Origin of the sequence: Corallococcus sp. AB018, from assembly GCF_003986945.1 — a bacterium.
GTDB classification, from domain to species: domain Bacteria; phylum Myxococcota; class Myxococcia; order Myxococcales; family Myxococcaceae; genus Corallococcus; species Corallococcus exiguus.
This window is the reverse complement of the sequence record NZ_RAWR01000002.1, coordinates 21,992-40,320: the sequence shown is the minus strand read 5'-3', so window position 1 is coordinate 40,320 and position 18,329 is coordinate 21,992. Positions and strand designations below refer to the sequence as shown.

At 70.3% G+C, this 18,329-nt stretch carries 17 protein-coding genes; 12 read left to right on the top strand and 5 right to left on the bottom strand.

The features are described 5' to 3' along the window. From D7Y11_RS00535 to D7Y11_RS00520, 4 genes are all read right to left on the bottom strand, one after another. Complete coding sequence (locus D7Y11_RS00535) at positions 1-1,263, bottom strand: trans-acting enoyl reductase family protein (protein WP_121754322.1); 1,263 nt, start codon at positions 1,261-1,263, stop codon at positions 1-3. A gap of 80 nt (positions 1,264-1,343) precedes the next feature. Continuing rightward, on the bottom strand, positions 1,344-1,718 hold the full coding sequence (locus tag D7Y11_RS00530; RefSeq protein WP_120578351.1) for a DUF2256 and DUF3253 domain-containing protein: 375 nt from the start codon (positions 1,716-1,718) through the stop codon (positions 1,344-1,346). A gap of 67 nt (positions 1,719-1,785) precedes the next feature. After that, on the bottom strand, positions 1,786-2,856 hold the full coding sequence (locus D7Y11_RS00525; protein ID WP_126932746.1) for a glycosyltransferase: 1,071 nt from the start codon (positions 2,854-2,856) through the stop codon (positions 1,786-1,788). Continuing rightward, positions 2,853-3,992: a glycosyltransferase gene (locus D7Y11_RS00520; RefSeq protein ID WP_126932745.1), complete on the bottom strand. Its 1,140-nt coding sequence runs from the start codon at positions 3,990-3,992 to the stop codon at positions 2,853-2,855. The genes D7Y11_RS00525 and D7Y11_RS00520 overlap by 4 nt, the downstream gene beginning before the upstream one ends. A 234-nt stretch (positions 3,993-4,226) precedes the next feature. Between D7Y11_RS00520 and D7Y11_RS00515 the strand changes: the two genes are divergently transcribed. The 6 genes from D7Y11_RS00515 (at position 4,227) to D7Y11_RS00490 (ending at position 8,913) form a co-directional block, all read left to right on the top strand. Beyond that, complete coding sequence (locus D7Y11_RS00515; RefSeq protein ID WP_120578354.1) at positions 4,227-4,613, top strand: BlaI/MecI/CopY family transcriptional regulator; 387 nt, start codon at positions 4,227-4,229, stop codon at positions 4,611-4,613. Beyond that, a complete protein-coding gene (locus tag D7Y11_RS00510; RefSeq protein ID WP_126932744.1) occupies positions 4,610-6,439 on the top strand; it encodes a M56 family metallopeptidase in 1,830 nt (609 codons plus the stop codon). The genes D7Y11_RS00515 and D7Y11_RS00510 overlap by 4 nt, the downstream gene beginning before the upstream one ends. An 89-nt stretch (positions 6,440-6,528) precedes the next feature. Beyond that, positions 6,529-7,404, top strand: coding sequence for a 4-hydroxy-3-methylbut-2-enyl diphosphate reductase (locus D7Y11_RS00505; protein ID WP_126932743.1), 876 nt, complete (start codon positions 6,529-6,531; stop codon positions 7,402-7,404). Between the two features lie 53 nt (positions 7,405-7,457). Then, entirely contained in the window at positions 7,458-7,796 is a 339-nt protein-coding gene (locus D7Y11_RS00500; protein WP_126932742.1) for a helix-turn-helix transcriptional regulator, read from the top strand. Next, on the top strand, positions 7,793-8,287 hold the full coding sequence (locus D7Y11_RS00495; protein ID WP_120578358.1) for an SRPBCC family protein: 495 nt from the start codon (positions 7,793-7,795) through the stop codon (positions 8,285-8,287). The genes D7Y11_RS00500 and D7Y11_RS00495 overlap by 4 nt, the downstream gene beginning before the upstream one ends. Positions 8,288-8,523: 236 nt before the next feature. Beyond that, a complete protein-coding gene (locus tag D7Y11_RS00490; protein ID WP_120578359.1) occupies positions 8,524-8,913 on the top strand; it encodes a VOC family protein in 390 nt (129 codons plus the stop codon). An 8-nt stretch (positions 8,914-8,921) separates the two neighbouring features. Here D7Y11_RS00490 and D7Y11_RS00485 read toward each other — a convergent pair whose 3' ends face one another. Next, complete coding sequence (locus D7Y11_RS00485; protein ID WP_126932741.1) at positions 8,922-9,539, bottom strand: hypothetical protein; 618 nt, start codon at positions 9,537-9,539, stop codon at positions 8,922-8,924. 103 nt (positions 9,540-9,642) lie between these two features. Between D7Y11_RS00485 and D7Y11_RS00480 the strand changes: the two genes are divergently transcribed. From D7Y11_RS00480 to D7Y11_RS00455, 6 genes are all read left to right on the top strand, one after another. Beyond that, positions 9,643-10,461, top strand: coding sequence for a lysophospholipid acyltransferase family protein (locus D7Y11_RS00480; protein WP_199753671.1), 819 nt, complete (start codon positions 9,643-9,645; stop codon positions 10,459-10,461). Next, on the top strand, positions 10,458-11,399 hold the full coding sequence (locus tag D7Y11_RS00475; protein ID WP_120578362.1) for an SDR family oxidoreductase: 942 nt from the start codon (positions 10,458-10,460) through the stop codon (positions 11,397-11,399). Before D7Y11_RS00480 ends, D7Y11_RS00475 begins: the two co-directional genes overlap by 4 nt. Next, entirely contained in the window at positions 11,389-12,618 is a 1,230-nt protein-coding gene (locus tag D7Y11_RS00470) for an MFS transporter (protein ID WP_126932739.1), read from the top strand. The genes D7Y11_RS00475 and D7Y11_RS00470 overlap by 11 nt, the downstream gene beginning before the upstream one ends. A gap of 136 nt (positions 12,619-12,754) precedes the next feature. Beyond that, positions 12,755-13,972 carry an endonuclease domain-containing protein gene (locus D7Y11_RS45115; RefSeq protein WP_126932738.1) on the top strand — a complete coding sequence of 406 codons (1,218 nt, stop codon included), beginning with the start codon at positions 12,755-12,757 and terminating at the stop codon, positions 13,970-13,972. Further along, complete coding sequence (locus D7Y11_RS00460; RefSeq protein ID WP_126932737.1) at positions 13,953-14,969, top strand: hypothetical protein; 1,017 nt, start codon at positions 13,953-13,955, stop codon at positions 14,967-14,969. The genes D7Y11_RS45115 and D7Y11_RS00460 overlap by 20 nt, the downstream gene beginning before the upstream one ends. Before the next feature lie 22 nt (positions 14,970-14,991). After that, entirely contained in the window at positions 14,992-18,219 is a 3,228-nt protein-coding gene (locus D7Y11_RS00455) for a DUF87 domain-containing protein (protein ID WP_126932736.1), read from the top strand. Positions 18,220-18,329 lie beyond the last annotated feature (110 nt).

Here is an 18,329-nt window from a genome sequence, read left to right as displayed (position 1 = left end):
TCACGCGGCGCGGTCGTGCACTTCGAACGTCATGCCCGCCTTGCGCAGGCGCTCCACCAGCACCATGCCCATGGCGGACGCGGGGGTGAGGATGCCGCCCCGCTTGGGGATGGTGTCGAAGGCGAGGCACAGCGCGGACTCCGCGAGCATGCGCGCCGTGGCCGCGTAGCCCGGGTCGCCCTTCGACGCGACCTTGCCCTCCACCTTCACGCGCTGGCCGCTCTTGGGCGAGTGGCCCTCGCCCAGGAGCCGCACCTCGAAGAGGCCGCGCTCACGCACGGTGGCGGACGGGCCCTCGCCCGGCGCGGGCAGCACGTGCTTCTCCAACAGCTCCCGCGCGGGGTCCACGTTCGACAGGAGCATGAACCCGCCCAGCCCCGCGGTGGTCGCCGCGGCGAGCGCCAGGCCCTTGGGCCCGGGACCGAAGTCGGAGACCTCCGAGTAGAAGAAGTCTCGGCCCCACGGGTAGCCCAAGAGCGCGTTGGAGCGCCGCACGACGCGCGTGTTGACGGAGGCCATCACGAAGGGCGCGGTCCACGTGCCCGTGTCCGGGCTCTTCTTCACCGTGGCCAGGTCGCGCTCCTCCTTCGTGCCTCGGGAGGGCTCAGGGTCCAACGCGTGGGCGCTGGTCAGCACCTTCTTGAGGGCCGGCTCCGCCTTCACCGCCGCCAGGGTGTCCATCATGCTGGCGATGGTGCCGCCGCTGAAGCCGCCGCGCATGCGCGTCAGGTGGAAGCGCACCTGGTCGCAGTGGCCGCCGTGCTTCTCACGCATGTAGTCCTGGACCATCAGCGTGCCCAGGTCGGAGGGGATGGAGTCGAAGCCGCAGGTGTGCACGATGCGGGCGCCCGTCTCGCGCGCCCGCGCGTCGTGGGCGTCGATGGTCCTGCGCATGAACTGCACCTCGCCCGTCAGGTCGCAGTAGTCCGTGCCGGCGCGGACGCAGGCGTCGACCAGCTCGTTGCCGTAGCGGGCATAGGGGCCCACGGTGGAGATGATGACGCGCGTGCGCGCCACCATCGCGTCCAGCGAGGCCGCGTCCTTCGCGTCCGCGAGCACCACCGGCAGGTCCGCGAACTCCGGCCGCACCTTCACCAGCTCCGAGCGGACCTGATCCAGCTTCGCCTCGTCACGCCCGGCGATGGCCCACTTCGCGCGGTGCGTCTCCTGGTTGCGAGCCAGGTACTCCGCCACCAGGCGGCCGGTGAATCCCGTGGCGCCCCACAGGATGATGTCGAACGCGGGCTTCTTGTCGTGGGCCATGGGGCGGCGCGTAGCCGGACCCTCCATGTGAGCGCAAGCGCGATTCCACGGCCCGTGAACGCCCTGTGCGGGGCACCACATCAGGCGCGCAGGCGCAACCGGATGGGCCCGCGCGCGGTGGAGGGCTCCACCACCCTGCCCCCCTGGACGATGTCCAGCACGCCGCGAGCCACGAGCCTGCGCGCCGCCTCGCGCACGGGCTCCATGCACGCACGCCAGTCCTCGCCGCCGGACGCGCGGGCGACCTCGGAGGGGCACACGGTGGCGCCGCCTGCCCGCTGGGAGAGCAACTCCAGGATGCGCGCCTCCCACGGGGAGTCCCGCGCCTGGGTCCGCGTCCCCCGGCATGCCCCCGAGCAGTACCGCACCTGTTCCCAGTCGCGCGCCCACTTGCGGCGCCAGGTGATGGCGCGGCCGCAGACGGCGCAGGGCTTGGGAGGCGGAGGGGACGTCATGCACTCCCATCGATGCGTCCCGCCACGCCGGGATTCAACCCCCGCCGACGTCGATGACCGGGATGCGTCAGCCCAGCGCCGCCTCCACCTCCACGGCGCGGTGCGCGTACGTGTGCTCGGCCAGCACGCGCCGGAGCGCGGCCTGTCCCATGCGCCGGGCGTCTTCCGGGGTGAGGCGCTTCACGTGCTCGGCGACCTCTTCACCGGAGCGGGCCACCAGGACCTCGCGGCCGGGCTCCAGGAATTGCTCCACGCCCTCGAAGGCGTCGGTGATGAGGCAGGCTCCCGCGCCCGCGGCCTCGAACACGCGCGGGGACGGTGAGAAGCCGAAGCGCGCCATGCTGTCGCGGTGCAGGTTGAGCACCGCGCGCGCCGAGCTGTTCACCGCGTTGTGGTCCTGCGTGTAGACGTGGCCCAGGCGCCCGACGTTGGAGGGCACGACGCGTTCCTCCCAACCGTTGCCGCCCAGGAGCATGCGCGAGCGGGGCAGCGACTCCGCGACCTTGAAGAAGCAGGCCTCCACACGCGCCTCTCGGTCCGGCAACCGGTTGCCCAGGAAGGCCAGGTCGCAGGCGAAACGCGACTCAGGCGCCACGGGGTGGTGCGTGTCCGGATCCACCGCGGGGTGGATGGCCACGCAATGCTTCGCGCCCAGCTCGCGGTACGCGTTCACCACCGGCGCGCCGCCGCCGGACGTGAGGATGTGGTCGAAGCGCGGGATGAGCTGACGGAAGAGATGGTGGGCGTCCTTCGCCACGTGCTCCAGCGTGGCGGGCGCGTTCATGTCCCAGAACACCACCTGCGTGCCGGAGCGGCGCAACTCCAGCACTCGCGCATCCAGATACGCGTCGAGGGCGCCCACGCCACTGGCCTTCACCACCACGTCGACACCGAAGGCGTCATCCAGGCACTCGTCCACCGAGCCCAGGTTGTTGGAATAGACGACGACGCGTGCCTGGTCCGGCCCCTGGAGGTCGCGGTGCTCCTGCCGGCCGGAGGCATCCGGTTCATAGAAGGTGACCTGGTGTCCGCGCGCGTGCAGGGCGCGCAGCAGGCCCCGGTAGTAGGTGGCCGCGCCGTTCCACCAGGTGGACACGAGGCTGGAACCGAAGAAGGCGAAGCGCAGGCCACGGCTCATGCGAGGACTCTTTCCGAGGACAGCGGGTGGAGGACGTCGCCGGACATCCCCAACTCCTGACAGAAGACGAGCAGCGCCTCCACCCGGTGCGCGCAGGTGTGCCGCGACAGTACCGTGCGCAGGCCGGCTTCCGCGAAGGCGTGCCGCATCTCCGCGTCCGCGACCAGCGCGGACAGGTGGCGCCGCATCTGCGCCCCGTCCCGGGCGACGAGGTAGTCCTTCCCCGCGGTGAAGAGCCCGTCCGAGTCCTCCCACGGAGCGGACACCAGCGGGATTCCGCACGCCAGCGCCTCGAAGGGGCGGATGGTGGGGACGCCGGGCAGCAGCGTGGCGTAGGGCCGCCGGGGGATGTGCACGGTGACGCGCGCCTGGGAGAAGGCCAGGGGCACGCGGTGGTTGGGCAGCCAGCCGGCGTACTCGATGCCGGCGTCGAAGAGGGCCCGCAGGGCGGGGACCGGATAGCGCACGCCATGCACCCGCGCGGTGAGGCCCAGCTCGTGCACCGGCTCCACGAGGAACTCCTGCAGCTCCTTCGTGCGCTCGTCATCCCCCCAGTTGCCAATCCAGACCAGGTCGCGCACCTCGCGGTTGCGCGGGTGCGGGTGGAACACGCGAACGTCGGCGGCCTCGTGCCAGGTCCACGCCCGCCGCGCCCAGCCCCGCTCCAGGTAGAGGTCCCGGAGCACGTCTCCGGAGGCGAGCACCCCGTCGTACCGGGACAGATCGTAGCCGGCCATCACCTCCGGCGCGCTCACGCTCCGGTGGAAGGTGTCGTGGAAGAGGAGGCGGAAGCGGCCGCCGTCACGGCGGTGCACTCCGATACGGCGCACCAGGTCCGGCGGCGTCCAGGCGTGCACCAGCACCAGGTCCGCGCCATCGAGCACGGCCTCCAGGTCCAGCGTGTCGGGCGCGTACCGCTCCGGACGCACGTGCGGATAGAGGGCGCGGACCTCGTTGAGCGCGGCCACGCCGTGGGGCTCCTCCAAGAGGCACTGGAAGCTCCCCGAGTCCTCGGGTTCGAACACGCGCACGGAGTGGCCTCGCGCGGCCAGCTCCGTCACCACCCCGCGCAGGAAGTGGGCGTCACCATGGTTCCAGTCCGACAGCAGGGAATGACAGAAGAGGATGACACGCATCGATGGACGACTCCTCGGGCTCCCCGCCGCGTGGCCATGGCCCGGTCGGGAAAACGGTAAACACCCCGCCGTCCGGTTCACCCCTCCCTGATGGCTTGTCTGGGCGTCAGCCCTCGGGGACGCCCTTTCCCCTCCCTCCAGGGTCCCTTGTTCGCGAAGTACGAAGGGCTTCGTTGACACCTACGAAATCGTTCGTATAACTATGCGTAGGAAGCGGTGAGGAGAGAGGAAGCCATGAGCCGAGGAAAGCTGCCGCGACCCACGGATGCCGAGCTGGCCATCCTGCGGGTGCTGTGGGACGGGGGCTCGCGCACGGTGCGCGAGGTCCACGAGACACTCCAGGACGGGAGCGGCTACACGACCGTCCTGAAGACGATGCAGATCATGACGGAGAAGGGGCTGGTGACGCGCGACGAGTCCCAGCGCGCGCACGTCTACAGCGCCCGGCTCCCCCGGGAGAGCACCCAGCAGCAGCTGGTCACCGACCTGATGGACCGCGTGTTCGGCGGCTCCCCGGCGCGGCTCGCCCTGCAGGCCCTGTCCACGAAGAAGACGTCCCCGGAGGAGCTGGCGGAGCTGCGCCAGCTGCTGGATTCGCTCGAGAAGGAGTCGGAGTCATGAACGGTCTCATCCTGGAAGCGGTGGGTTGGGCGCTCGTGCACCTGGTGTGGCAGGGCGCGCTCGTGGCGGTGGCCCTGGCGCTGGCGCTCCGGTGGGTGGGCCGTCGTTCGGCGAACCTGCGCTACGCGCTGGCGTGCGGCGCGCTGGGCATCATGCTGGCGCTGCCGGTGGCCACCGCGTGGCGGCATGCCTCGCGCGCGGTGGAATCCCGTCCCGTGGTGAGCACGGCGTCCGTCCCTCGAACCGTGGCGCCCATGGCGGCACCGGTGTCCGTTGCACTGACGCAGCTGCCCGCTCCGCGTCACCTGAAGGAGACCGCGACGCTGCCCCGGCTGGATGGAGTGTTCCAGCAGGTGGGCGAGCACCTGCCCTGGCTGGTGCTGGCGTGGGGCCTGGGCGTGGCGGCGTCGTCGCTGCGCCTGCTCAAGGGCTGGATGGGGCTGCGCCGGCAGGTGGACGAGGCGGTGCACGCGTCGTGGGAATGGCAGCAGCGGCTGGAGGTGCTGGCGCGGCGGCTGAACCTCACGCGTCCGGTGCGCCTGCTGGTGTCGTCGAAGTTGGATGTGCCGTCCACGCTGGGCTGGCTGAAGCCGGTGGTGCTGGTCCCCACCGCCACGCTCACCGGGCTGGCCGTGCGAGAGCTGGAGCTGGTGCTGGCCCACGAACTGGCCCACATCCGCCGTCACGACTTCGCGGTGAACATGGTGCAGACGCTGGTGGAGACGCTGCTCTTCTACCACCCGGCCGTGTGGTGGATGTCCCAGGTCATCCGCGTGGAGCGCGAGAACTGCTGTGACGACCTCGCGGTGCGCCATGGCCCCGGCGCCCTCCCCTACGCCCGAGCGCTCACCGCGCTGGAAGCGCTGCGGTTGCAGGGCATGGACGCCAGCGGTCCCGCGCTGTCCGCGCTGGGCGGTTCGCTGAAGGACCGCGTGCGGCGGCTGGTGGTGGCGCCCACGTCACGGTGCTCGTCGCGCTGGGCGGCGGGGGTCTCCATTGTCACGCTGGCCAGCAGTCTGGCGCTGGCGGTGCCGCTGACGGCGCTCGCCGTGCAGCCTGTGAAGGCGCCGGAGACGAAGGCCCTGGCGTCTCCTGTCGTCAGCGCCACGCCCCGTCTCCACGTCTCCGTGCCCGCGCCGGTCGCGGCTCCGGTGCTCGCGGTCGTCGCGGCGCCCCCTGCTCCGAACCCCGCTCCCGCGCCGGTCGTCGCGCCAGCTCCGAACCCCGCGCCGTCCCCGAAGGAGAAGGCCCGCGCGGCGAGCAAGGAGTCGGACGATGCCGACGAGAAGACCCGCGTGGGCGTGGATCCGCTGAGCGTGGACCAGCTGGTCGCACTGAAGATCGCGGGCGTCACGCCGGAGGTCGTCGACCGCATCACCGCCATGGGCTACGAGCCCACGGTGGACACGCTGGTGGGCTTCCAGCACGCAGGCGTCACGCCGGACTACGCGAAGTCCATGACGGACCGCTTCGGCCGCTCCATCCCCGCCGAGCAGCTGGTGGCCATGAAGCACCTGGGCGTCACGCCGGAGTGGCTGGGTCAGATGGCGGCCCTGGGCTTCGGCAAGGAGGACTCCGACGACCTGCTGGGCGCGAAGGCACTGGGCATCAACGCCGCGTGGCTCAACGAGCTGAAGGCCGCGGGCTTCGCGAACCTGACGCTGGATGAAGCCATGCAGCTGCGCGCGCTGTCCGTGGACGCCAACTTCCTGCGCGAACTGGAAGCCGCGGGCGTGAAGCCCGCCACCGTGGATGAGCTGGTGCGCCTGCGCGCCGGCGGCGTGGACGCGGACTTCATCCGCCGCATGCAGAAGTCCCGGAAGTAACCCCTCCCTTCCTCTCCCAAGCGGCCCCACCGCGCGCTCCATCCCGAGCGCGCGGAAGGGCCGCGCCTTGCCGAAAAGGAGTCGCCGTCATGACGTCGCGCCTGTCTCCGTGGCTCACCCTGGTCGTGATGCTCCTCACCCTCCCCGTCCTCGCCGCCGAGGCCCAGCGCACCGGCACGTGGGGCGCGTACGTGAAGGAGCAGCAGTTGCAGCTGTCATTGCAGCCCAAGGACCGTCCTGATTCGCACCATGGCTTCTCCGCGCCGCTCGCCGACTTCCAGGGACTGTCCACGGCGGAAGGAAGCAGCGCCCCCTTCAAGCTGGTGCGTGAAGCGGGCACGTTCGACTTCGAGGGCCGCTTCAAGGACGGACAGGGCGTGGGCACCTGGCGCTTCACCCCGGACGCAAGCTTCACGAAGAAGCTCGGGGAGCTGGGCATTCCCAAGCCGGACGCGGACGAGCAATTCCTCCTGGCCAGCGTGAACGTCGGCCCGCGGCGCGTCCAGGCGCTCGCGGCGGTGGGCCAGAAAGTCATCACCGTGGATGAGCTGGTCCAGGTGGGCATCTTCAACGTCACCCCGGAATACGTCCGTGCGATGGCGGCCGAGGGCTACCCGAAGCTGACCATCGAGCAACTGGTGAGCTGCCGCATCCACAACGTCACGCCGGAGCGCATCCAGGGCCTCGCGGCGATGGGATTCAAGGGTCTGCCCCTGGATTCACTCCTGGCCATGAGCATCCACGGCGTGACACCGGACTTCGTCCGCGAGATGCGAGGCCTGGGCTTCAAGGACCTGAGCGCGGATGACCTGGTGGCCATGCGCATCCACGGCGTCACGCCCGCGTTCGTGAAGGAGATGCGCGACGCGGGCTACGAGAACGCCACCGCGGATGACTTCGTCTCCATGCGCATCCACGGCATCGACTCCATCTTCGTCCGCTCCATGTCCAAGAAGCGCAAGTAGCCAGACACCGGGGGCCTTGACGTTTGGAGCGTCAGGCCTTAACACTGAACCAAATGGTTCAGTCTCAAGTCGCCCTCGACCGTACGTTCGCGGCGCTGTCAGACCCGACGCGCCGGGCCATCCTCCTGCGACTGGGGGGAGGGACCGGCACGTCCATCGGCAGCCTGTCCGAACACTTCGAGATGACGCTCACGGGCTTCCAGAAGCACGTGCGCATCCTGGAGGAGGCGGGGCTCGTCACGACGGAGAAGGTCGGACGGGTACGCCAATGCAAGCTCGGGCCGAAGCGACTGGAGGACGTGGCGAAGTGGATGGCCACCTACCGGACCATGCTGGAGCAGCGCCTGGACAACCTCGAGGACTTCCTCGAGCGCACGAAAGGAACGCCATGACGACCCAAGTCGCGAGTGCATCCCCCAACAAGGCCATCGTCACCCAGACCGCGGAGCGGGAGCTGCGCATCGAACGCATCTTCAACGCGCCCCGCGAGCGGGTGTGGAAGGCGATGACCGACCCCGCGCTCGTCTCCCAGTGGTGGGGCCGGGGCAACAAGGTGGTCGTCGAGCGCATGGACGTCCAGCGCGGCGGCCACTGGCGCTTCGTCGAACACACGCCTGAAGGCACCCACGGCTTCGAGGGCCGCTACCGCGAGGTGAAGCCCATGGAGCGCATCGAGCAGACCTTCGAATGGGACGGCATGCCGGGCCACGTGACCGTGGAGACGATGACGCTGGAGGACCTGGGCGACGGCCGCACCAAGCTCGTCAACATCTCCCTGTTCCACACCGTGGAGGACCTCCAGGGCATGGTCGGCTCCGGCATGGAGCAGGGCCTCAACGAGAGCTACGCGGCGCTGGACAAGCTGCTCGCGCGGCCCAACTGAGGCAGGGCCCCAAAGGCGGGAGGCTCCGGGCCTCCCGCTCCCCCTGGGTCCAGCAGGAGCTCCGTCGGATTCCGCACACGCAAAGGTCCGCTGCCGGATGCTCCGGCGGCGCGGAGTGGTGCGCGCCGCACATCCCTCCCACCCTTCAATCCGTCGTACCGTCCACCCGCTTTTCGGTGTATCCCTGGCTCCCCCTCAACGGGCTTCCCCCCTGCCCGGCCCATCAGGAGCGAGCCATGCATCACAGCCGACTCAGCACGTTCGTCATCGACTGCAAGGTCGAGGACTTCGACGCCGCCACACGGTTCTGGAGCGCGGCGCTGGGGAGGGCGGTGAAGCCGGTGGATCCGGACTCGCCCACCTACCGCGAGCTGGAGGCGAAGGACACCGAGCCCATGCTGCTCCTCCAGCAGGTGGAGCACGAGAGCCGCATCCACCTGGACATCGAGTCGGATGACCTGGACGCGGAGCTGGAGCGGCTGGAGGCCCTGGGCGCGAAGCGCGTCGCCTACGTGCAGCGCTGGTGGGTGATGGAGGCCCCCACCGGCCAGCGCTTCTGCATCGTCCGTCCGCAGCGCGGTCCCCTGGCGGGCCGCGCCAACGTGTGGGACGGCGAGGGCCGCTGAAGCGCGCCCTACCCCGGGCCCAGCGCGGCCTGGAGCAGGTCCAAGAGCCCCGGCCACTCCTCCGCGGACAGCCACAGGCCCTCCGGTGCGTGCTCCGCGGTCATCCGCAGGGAGGAGGACTCGAAGAGGCGGGCCGCCAGCGCGCCCTCCTTCGGCAGCGCCCCCTCCACCCGGAGCACCTGTCCGTCCCAGGCCAGTCCCGGCGGCAACAGCTTGCGCGCCAGGGCCTGGAGCGCGGCCTTCCCGGCCCCCGTGCGCAGCGCGCCCATCAACAGCGATGACGCGCCGGGGGACTCCTCCAGCTCCACCCGGCCGGGCGTGGCCAGCCACAGCGTGTAGCGCCCTCCGGCCAGTTCCACGCGCTGGGGGGTGGTCTCCACCCGCAGCTTCCAGCCCCGCACGTCCAGCCGCAGGTCGTACACGGACGGAGTGATGTCCCAGGAGCGCAGGGTGAGCCCCTTCACGCGGCCCAGCACGCCCCTCGACAGCGCCTCCACCCGCGCGTGCGACAGGCGCACCCGCCGGCCGCTCACGTCCACCGCCACCTGGTTGGACAGCCCCGCCGGCAGGGCCTTGGCCCACGTGACCACCCCGTCCAGCATCTCCGTCCACGGCTGCCCCGCCATCTCGCGTCACTCCCTGGGGGCCCGGCCGGGGCACCCGTCGGGTGCACAATGGGGGACGCGGGCCCCCCGTGCAAAGCATCCGCGCGGTGCTACGGTGCGCCCCGTGCCCCAGAGCGAGTCCCTGTCAGAGCGGGTGGAGCGGTTGGAGCTGCCCTTCAACGAATACGGTGTCGACCCCTACGGCATCTCCAAGAAGCACCTGAAGCTGGCGCTGGAGTTCTTCTCCTTCCTCTACCGGAACTACTTCCGGGTGCGTTGCACCGGCGTGCAGCACATCCCGAAGAAGGGCCGCGGCATGCTGGTGGGCAACCACTCCGGCGGCGTCGCGGTGGACGGGATGATGGTGCTCACCTCCACGATGCTGGAGATGGACCCGCCCCGGCTCGCGCAGGGCATGGTGGAGCGCTTCATCCACAAGTTCCCCGTGGCCTCGCTGTGGGCCAGCCGCACCGGCCAGTTCACCGGCCTGCCCGAGCACGCCGTGCGCCTCCTGGAGGACAACCGGCTGCTGATGATCTTCCCGGAGGGCGCCCGCGGCACCGCGAAGCTCTACCCGGACCGCTACTCGCTGGTGGACTTCGGCACCGGGTTCATCCGGCTGGCGCTCCAGACGCGCTCGCCCATCATCCCCTTCGCCTTCCTGGGCGGCGGCGCGGCCATCCCCACGGTCACCAACGCGTACGCGCTGGGCAGGCTGCTGGGCATCCCGTACGTGCCGCTGACGCCGTACCTGCTGCCGCTGCCCCTGCCCGTTGGGCTTGAAATCCATTACGGCGAGCCGCTCGTCTTCGAAGGCACGGGCGACGAAGAGGACCACGTCATCCAGGGCTACGTGGACCAGGTGAAGGCGAGCATCCAGCGGCTCATCGAAGACAACCGCGCCGAGCGCAACCTGCGCCGGGCCCGGAGGCTGTTGCCATGAGGGTGTTGATTGCGGGCATCTCCGGCGGCATCGCGCGGAGGCTGGCGCTCAAGCTGCGCGACAGCGGCCATGAAGTCGCGGGCATCGACATCCGCCCGTGGAGGGACGCGCCCAAGGGCATCGAGGTCCACCCGGTGGACATCCGCAAGCGCGCCGCCGAGGACCTCTTCCGGCGCTGGAAGCCGGAGGCCGTGATTCACATGGCCACGGTGACGGCGTTCACCGTGCAGGGCCACGAGCGCGGCCGCATCAACCTGGACGGCACCAAGGCGCTGTTCGACCACTGCGCGGCGCACGGCGTGAAGCAGGTGCTCTTCGTGGGGCGCCACACGTTCTACGGCGCGGCGCCGGACTCGCCGCTGTACCACTCCGAGGACGAGCCCCCGCGCGCGCTGGAGGCCATCCCGGAGCTGGCGGACCTGGTGGCCGCGGACCTGTACGCGGCGACGGCGCTGTGGCGCATGCCGGACGTCACCACCGCGGTGCTGCGGCTCGTCTACACGCTGGGCACGCCGGGCACGGGCACGCTCGCGAACCTGCTGCGCGGCAAGCGCGTGCCCATGGTGCTGGGCTACGACCCGCTCTTCCACGTGCTCCAGGAGGAGGACGTGGTGACGGCGCTGCAATTGGCGCTGGAGAAGCAGGTGCGCGGCATCTTCAACGTGGCGGGGCCCGCGCCGGTGCCGCTGTCGGTCATCATCAAGGGCACGGGCCGCACGCCGGTGCCGCTGCCCTCGCCGCTGTTCTCCGTGCTGATGGGGCGCGCGGGCTTCCCCCGGCTGTCCGTGGGGGCCACGGACCACCTGCGCTACCCCATCGTGGTGGACAACAAGCGCTTCCTGGAGGCCACGGGCTTCCAGGCCGCCTACGACGAGGGCCGCATCCTGCGCGCCTACGCGGACGCGCTGCCGGTGGACCGGGCGGGCAATGGTGGCTGACAGCGTGGGTGCCTCGTCCGCCGCCACTCCGGGCCTGCTGCGCCGGGTGGAGGCGGTGGTGTTCTTCACCGTGTTCCTGGACCTGGTGGGCTTCGGCATCGTCATCCCGATGCTGCCCTTCTACGTGCAGTCCATGGGCGGCTCGGCGCGCACGGTGGGCATCCTGCTGGGGTGTTTCAGCTTCACGCAGCTGCTCGCCACGCCGCTGCTCGGGCGCTATTCGGACCGGCACGGGCGGCGGGCGGTCATCCTGCTGAGCCTGCTGGCGAACGCGGTGGCCATGGCGCTGTTCGCGCTGGCCAGCCACCAGCTGATGCTGCCGCTGCTGTTCGCGTCGCGCATCCTGGCGGGGGCGACGTCCGGCAACATCGCCGCGTGTCAGGCGGCGCTCGCGGACGTGACGACGAAGGAGACGCGCGCCCGGGCCATGGGCCGCATTGGCGCGGGCATCGGCCTGGGCATGGTGCTGGGGCCCACGCTGGGCGGCCTGTTCTCCGGTCTGGGCCCCTGGGTGCCGCCGCTGCTCGCGGGAGGCCTGGCGCTGGTGGGCTTCGTGGCCGCGTTCTTCGCGATGCCGGAGACGCACCCGGTGGAGAAGCGCGTGGCGGCGAAATCCCAGACGCGCTGGTCCGCGTTGCAGGACCCGTCCCGGCGCAAGGCATTGGGGATGGTGCTGGGTTTGTTCTTCGCGGTGTTCCTGTCCATGACCACGCTCCAGGTGGCGTTCGCGCTGCTGGTGCAGGCGCGGCTGGGCTGGGGCTCCAAGGAGGTGGGCTACGCCTTCGCGGTGGTGGGTGGTCTGGGCATGGTCATCCAGGGCGGGCTGATTGGTCCGCTGTCTCGCGCGGCGGGTGAGTTCAAGCTGCTCATCTGCGGAGCGCTCCTGCTCGCGGGCGGCATGGCGGGGCTCGCGGTGTCGTGGCAGGCGATTCCGATGATGCTCTCCGTGGTGCTGGTGGGCGTGGGGATGGGCTTCCTGCAGCCGTTGATTTCAAGCCAGGCCTCCCAGGTCGCCCCGCCGTCGCAGCAGGGCGCCGTGCTGGGTCTGGCGCAGTCGTGCGGTGGACTGGCCCGCACGGTGGGTCCGGTGGCGAGCGGCTGGATGTATGCGTCATGGAGCACCCAGGCCCCCTTCCTGACGGGCATGGTTTCAGCGCTCGCGGCGGCTGGATTGGGACTGCTTCTCCATCGGGAAACCGGCGACGACGCAGGGCGGTAAAGCCTTTCAGACCCACCCGGGTCTCTTCCTTCCCGGAATGCCATACCTCCTTTGGGGGGCTTGTCTTCACCCAACCCGTGGGAGCAGTCTTTTGCTCACGAGGGGCGGTGAAGCCATCACTCCCGGGGGGTAGTGCTTGCCATTGGCGGGTGACGTCGCGCTGCTGGATGCGTTGGACCGCCAGGCCCGGCGCCGGGCGGAGGGCATCGCGACCCTGAGCGTGTTGGAGGGACCGGAGGCCCTGGGAGGGACCCTCTGGAGCCAGTGGGCCGCGCGGCACGGGCTGACGGTGGTGGAGGTCTCCGGGGAGGACCCGCACGAGGCGGCGCTGGGCTGGGCCCGGGCGCTGGCGGCGACCCGGGACCTGGGGGTGGACGCGGAGGCGCTGGCGACGTTCAGCCTGACGGCGGCGAACCCCAGACATACGCCGCGGTTCCAGGGAAAGACAGCACATGAGCGGCGCGTGCTGCTGGAGGCGCTGCCGCCGCCCGCGATGCTGGCGGACGCCACGTGGGCGCTGTGCCGGGAGCTGGTGATTGGCCGTGAGGCGGTGGAGCCCGGAGCGCTCCCGAACGCCGTGCGCACGGCGCTCGCGAGGAACCTGGGCGCGGGGCTGCGTGCGGTGCACGCGCTGGTGCCGCCCGGGAAGGCGCCGGCGGTACGAATGGCGGTGGGGGAGGCGCCATCGTACCGCGGGCTCCAGGTGGCGGGGGTGTTGAGCAGCGCGGTGCCGGCGCTCGCGGTGGCGTGCGTGGTGTCCAGCGAGGCGCTGGGGGCGTTCCTGGCGGGCGGGGAGACGCGGCTGAAGGCGCTGGTGCGCGAGGGCGTGGTGGAGGTGCCGGCGGAGCCCTCGGAGACCGCGAGCGCGGTGGCGACGCTCCGGAAGCTGGAGCGCACGGGCGCGCCCGAGCAGCAGCGGGTGAGCGCCGCCGAGGTGGCGCTGGCGGTGCTGACGGGCGCGGGCGCCGCGGGCGCGGACCGGGCGCGGAGCAAGGCGGAGGCGTACCTGCGCGACCGGCTGGAGGAGCACCGGAGCACGGCGGGCCTCTTCGAGCTCAACACCCGGCTGCACCCCGAGGACAAGCGCAGCTGGGAGGTGGACCTGCTGTGCCGCTCGCTGCGCATCGCGGTGGAGATCGACGGCTACCACCACTTCCAGGATCCGGAGCGGTTCCGCCGCGACCGGCGCAAGGACCTGGACCTGCAGCGCGAGGGCTACTGGGTGTACCGGCTGCTCGCGACGGACGTGCTGTCCCAGCTGGAACACATCCTCCACACCCTCGACACGTTGATTGAAGCCCGCGGGCGCGAGCCCGGCGGGCGGGAGCCACGACATGGACACCGACACTCCTGACACCCGGCTTCAGGGCCTGGCATTGGCCTGGTTGGCGACGCGCTCGACGAAGAAGGCGGGCACGCGCACCGAGCTGGCGAAGACGCTGCACTCGTTCGTGGAACACCGCTGGAGCCAGGGCGAGTGGACCGGCCGGTTCGAGGCGCTGCTGACGGAGCTGCAGGAGGACAAGCTGGTGGAGGCCCGGAGCCGCACGGCGCTGGCGCTGACCTCGCAGGGACGGCAGCGCGCCTTGAAGTTCCTCCGGGTGGACTCCCCCAAGGGACTCACGTGGAAGCGCGTGAAGCAGCAGCACCTGCTGGCGAAGGGCCTGGGCCTGCCGAACTCCAAGGTGGTGTTCGGGCGCCTGTCGAATGCCAGCGGCGTGCGGTCCCTGCTGCTCAAGCGGGCCCACCAGGTGGAAGGTCCGGAGCTCCCCACGCTGGCGCAGGTCGAAGACCGATTGCTGTGGCGCGAGCTGGGCGTGGAGACGGATGAGAAGCTCACCCTTGCCGCGCTGAAGGCCCACCTGCTGAGCAAGATCCTGGGGCAGGAGGTCACCAACGCGAGGCGGGGACTGGACCTCCTGGCCGCCCGCGCCGTCGGTGCGTCGCGAGTGGACGCGGAGGTGGTCCGGATGTCCGCGCTGCGGCGCTGGGTCCTGCCCGAAGGCGAGGACGAGCCGAAGGTGAAGCGCGCCAAGCCCGTGCGCGTGGAGACGCCTCCGGCACCGCTTCCCGCCGACACCGCCTCCTTCGCGACGCGCATCCTCGCGGTGGCGAGGAAGCTCCCCACGGGGCGGTTCGGCGACAACAAGGTCTTCATCTCCCACGTCTGGAAAGCGGTCCAGCCGGAGTGGAGCAATCGCGAGGCCTTTGACACCGCGTTGCTCGACGCCAACCGCAAGCGGCACCTGTCGCTGAGCCGGGCGGACCTCGTCCAGCACATGAACGCCACGGACGTCGCCGAGTCCGAAGTGCAGTCCTACGGCGCCACGTACCACTTCGTCGTCATCTAGCCCGAACCCTCCTGGAACCCCCATGCCCACCGACGCCCGCCTCGCGGCCTTCCTGGCCGACGGTCCCGAAGTCTTCAGCAGCGTCCAGCAGGGACAGACCCTCTGGAAGCGGGACCCCTTCGATGTCGAGTCCCTCAACGCTCCCGCGCGTGCGAGCTTCGAGCGGTTGGTGAAGCGCGCCACCCGGACTCCCCCGCCGGACGCGGGCCGCATGCTGCTGCTGCTGGGCGAGTCCGGAAGCGGGAAGACCCACCTGGTGCGCGCCTTCCGCAACGGCGTCCACGCCCGGCAGGTGGGCTACGTCGGCTACATGCCGATGACCGTGGATGCGTCCCACTACGACCGCCACATCCTGTCGTACTTCATCGACTCGTTGGATCAGCCGTATGACTCCGGCGAGGGTGAGGACTCTGGGCTGATGCGGCTTTCGGACGCGGTCATGGCCCGGTGCAGGAGCGCCTTCGCCCCGCTCATCCCGGAAGAGCGCATCCTGGAGGAGCACGAGCTCCACGACATGATCCGCTCGGTCGCGGATGAGCTCCACGCGGACGAGGCGTTCCGTCACATCGACGTGCAGTTGCTGCGCGCGCTCATCTGCCTCCAGCGGCGGGAGGCGCGCTTCCACCACCGCATCCTCCAGTGGCTGCGCTGCGAGGACCTCCCCCCTGTCGACCGCGCCGTGATTGGAGACCTGGTCCCGCGGACCGCCGACAACGACCCCATCCGCATGCTGAGCCATCTGGGGTTGCTCATGGGGGTGATGGGGCAGGCCATGGTGCTCTGCGTGGACCAGGTGGAGGACATCAGCGACTTCGAGCAGAGCCCTGGCATGGAGCCCTCCTTCCGCCGCGCGATGAACAGCCTGGCCGCCTTCGCCGGCAAGGTGCCCACCGCGGTCGTGGTGGTCTGCTGCCTGGAAGACTTCTGGATGAAGATGCGCAACCAGCTCAACCAGGCCATGCGCGACCGGATCGAACACGATCCCGAGCCCGTCGAGCTGGAGACGGTGGTGACGGCGCAGACAGCCCGGGACATCGCGGCACGCCGGCTGAGCGTCCTGTTCGCGCAATCCGGCATCGCGCCGGATCCCGCCGACCCCACCTACCCCTTCCCGGCGAAGGGCTTCGAAATGCTCAGCGGTCAGCGGACGCGGGATGTCCTCAACCAGTGCCGCCGCTACCGCGAGCGCGCCATCCAGGATGGAAAGCTCCCCAAGGAGTTTCCGCTGCCCATGTCCGTCAGGGGTGGCAGCAAGCCTCCTCACGTTCCGGAAGCCAACGGCGTCCACAAGACGGACCAGGCGTGGATCGACTTCCGGGCGAAGTTCAAGGGCGCCATTCCCGAGGAGGACTCGGATGTCGCCGCGCTGCTGGCCTGGGCCATCGAGCTGGGCGGAGACGAGCTGGGAGGCTCCACCCGATTCCAGGTCAAGCCTCGCGACGAGGACTCACTGAACGTCACCATCCAGCCCGGCAACACCCAGATGTTCGTGGCGCTCTGCAACCGCTCGCCACGAGGCGGTGGGCTGGGACGCCAGATGGCGGATGCCCTGAAGTCCTCGGCGGGCAAGCTCCCGGTGCTCGTGCGCACGACGGAGTTTCCCGGAACGCTGGGGACACTGGTCGCGGACCAGACCACGGCGCTGCTCAAGAAGGGCGGACGCCGGGCCGTGCTTGGCAACAGCGACCTGCGTGAACTGGTGGCCTTGCAGTCCTTCCAGAAGGACCACCCCGCGCCCGCGTTCATGGAGTGGAGCCGGTCGACGAAACCCGTCACCCGGCTGAAGGCCATTTCAGACGTGTTGGCCCTGGAGAAGACCGTCCCGAAGCCAGAGCCCGTCACCGCCCGCGCCCCGCGGGAAGAGGTTGAACAGGACGAGAAGCACAGCAAGCCGGACAACGAGCCGCTCGTGGACAAGGGCCCGAAGAGAACCCAGACGCCCAAGGAAGTGCCGCAGCAGAAGCGGCCTGAGAAGACCGCCAGTGACACGAAGCCGGGCGCGCTGCGGGTCGGCGATTCCGAGGGCGTCTTCACCAATCCCGTCTTCGTTCAGATGGAGGAACTGACACGGCACAGCGCGTTCCTCGGCGGCTCTGGCAGCGGCAAGACGACGCTCGCCTTGAACCTCATCGAGCAGTTGCTCCTGCAAGGCATTCCCGCGTTGCTGGTGGACCGCAAGGGAGACCTCGCCGCGTATGCGCGCGGCGAGTCCTGGGAGGAGGAGCTGAGCAACCCCGCGATGGAGGAGCGCCGGCGCCTGCTGCGGGAGCGCGTGGACGTGGCCCTCTACACGCCGGGCCGCACGGACGGACGCGCGCTCGCGATTCCCGTGGTCCCCCGGGGGCTGGAGTCACTGCCGCCGGAGGAGCGCGAACAGAGCGTGATGCAAGCCGCGGATGCCATCTCGAGCATGCTCGAGTACCGCAACAGCGCCCGGGACAGGGCCGCGAAGGCGCTGCTCGCCCAGGCCTTGCGGCTGCTGGTGGAGCGCCCCATCGGACAGGAGCTGACCCTGGACCTGCTCCAGAAGTTCATCGCGTCCGAGGACGTCACCCTGGTCCAGGAGACGAGCGGCATCGACCAGAAGGTGTTCCCGAAGCTCGCCCAGGACCTGGCGACGCTGCGGCTCAACGCGAGAAACCTCCTGGCCTCCCAGGGCGAGAAGCTGAACATGGAGGAACTGCTCGGGCTTGGGAGCACGAAGGTGCCGGGCAAGACGCGGCTGAGCATCATCAGCACCAAGTTCCTCGGGGGAACGCAGGGCGCGCTCTTCTGGGTGTCGCAGCTGCTCGTGGAGGCCAATCGCTGGGCCAGCCAGCATCCCTCCTCCAAGCTCCAGGCGATCCTCATGTTCGACGAGGCGGACATGTACCTGCCGGCCGTGGGCATCCCCGCGACCAAGCAGCCCATGGAGAACCTGCTCAAGCGCGCACGCTCGGCGGGCATCGGCGTGATGCTCGCGACCCAGAGCCCGGGGGACCTGGACTACAAGTGCCGGGAGAACGTGCGCAGCTGGTTCATTGGCCGCGTGAGGGAAGACCGCGCGCTCGGCAAGCTCCGGCCCATGTTCTCGGATGCGCGCATGGACCCCGCCACGCGTCTTCCCGCGCAGAAGACGGGCCAGTTCCACGTCCTGCGGGATGGCCAGGTCGAACAGCTCAAGGCGGACCGGAACATCGTCAAGGCCGACCAGCTCTCCGAGGACGAAATCCTCCAGCTCGCGCATCGCACCCGCGAGCAGGACACCTGACGTCCGCTACACAGGCTCCCCTTTCCCGCGGAATTCCAGGCCCGCGGGCAGGGGGGCGCTCCCCTTCCGGGGACGGGACTGGCCCACGAGCGGGGAGCCGTCCTCGCGCG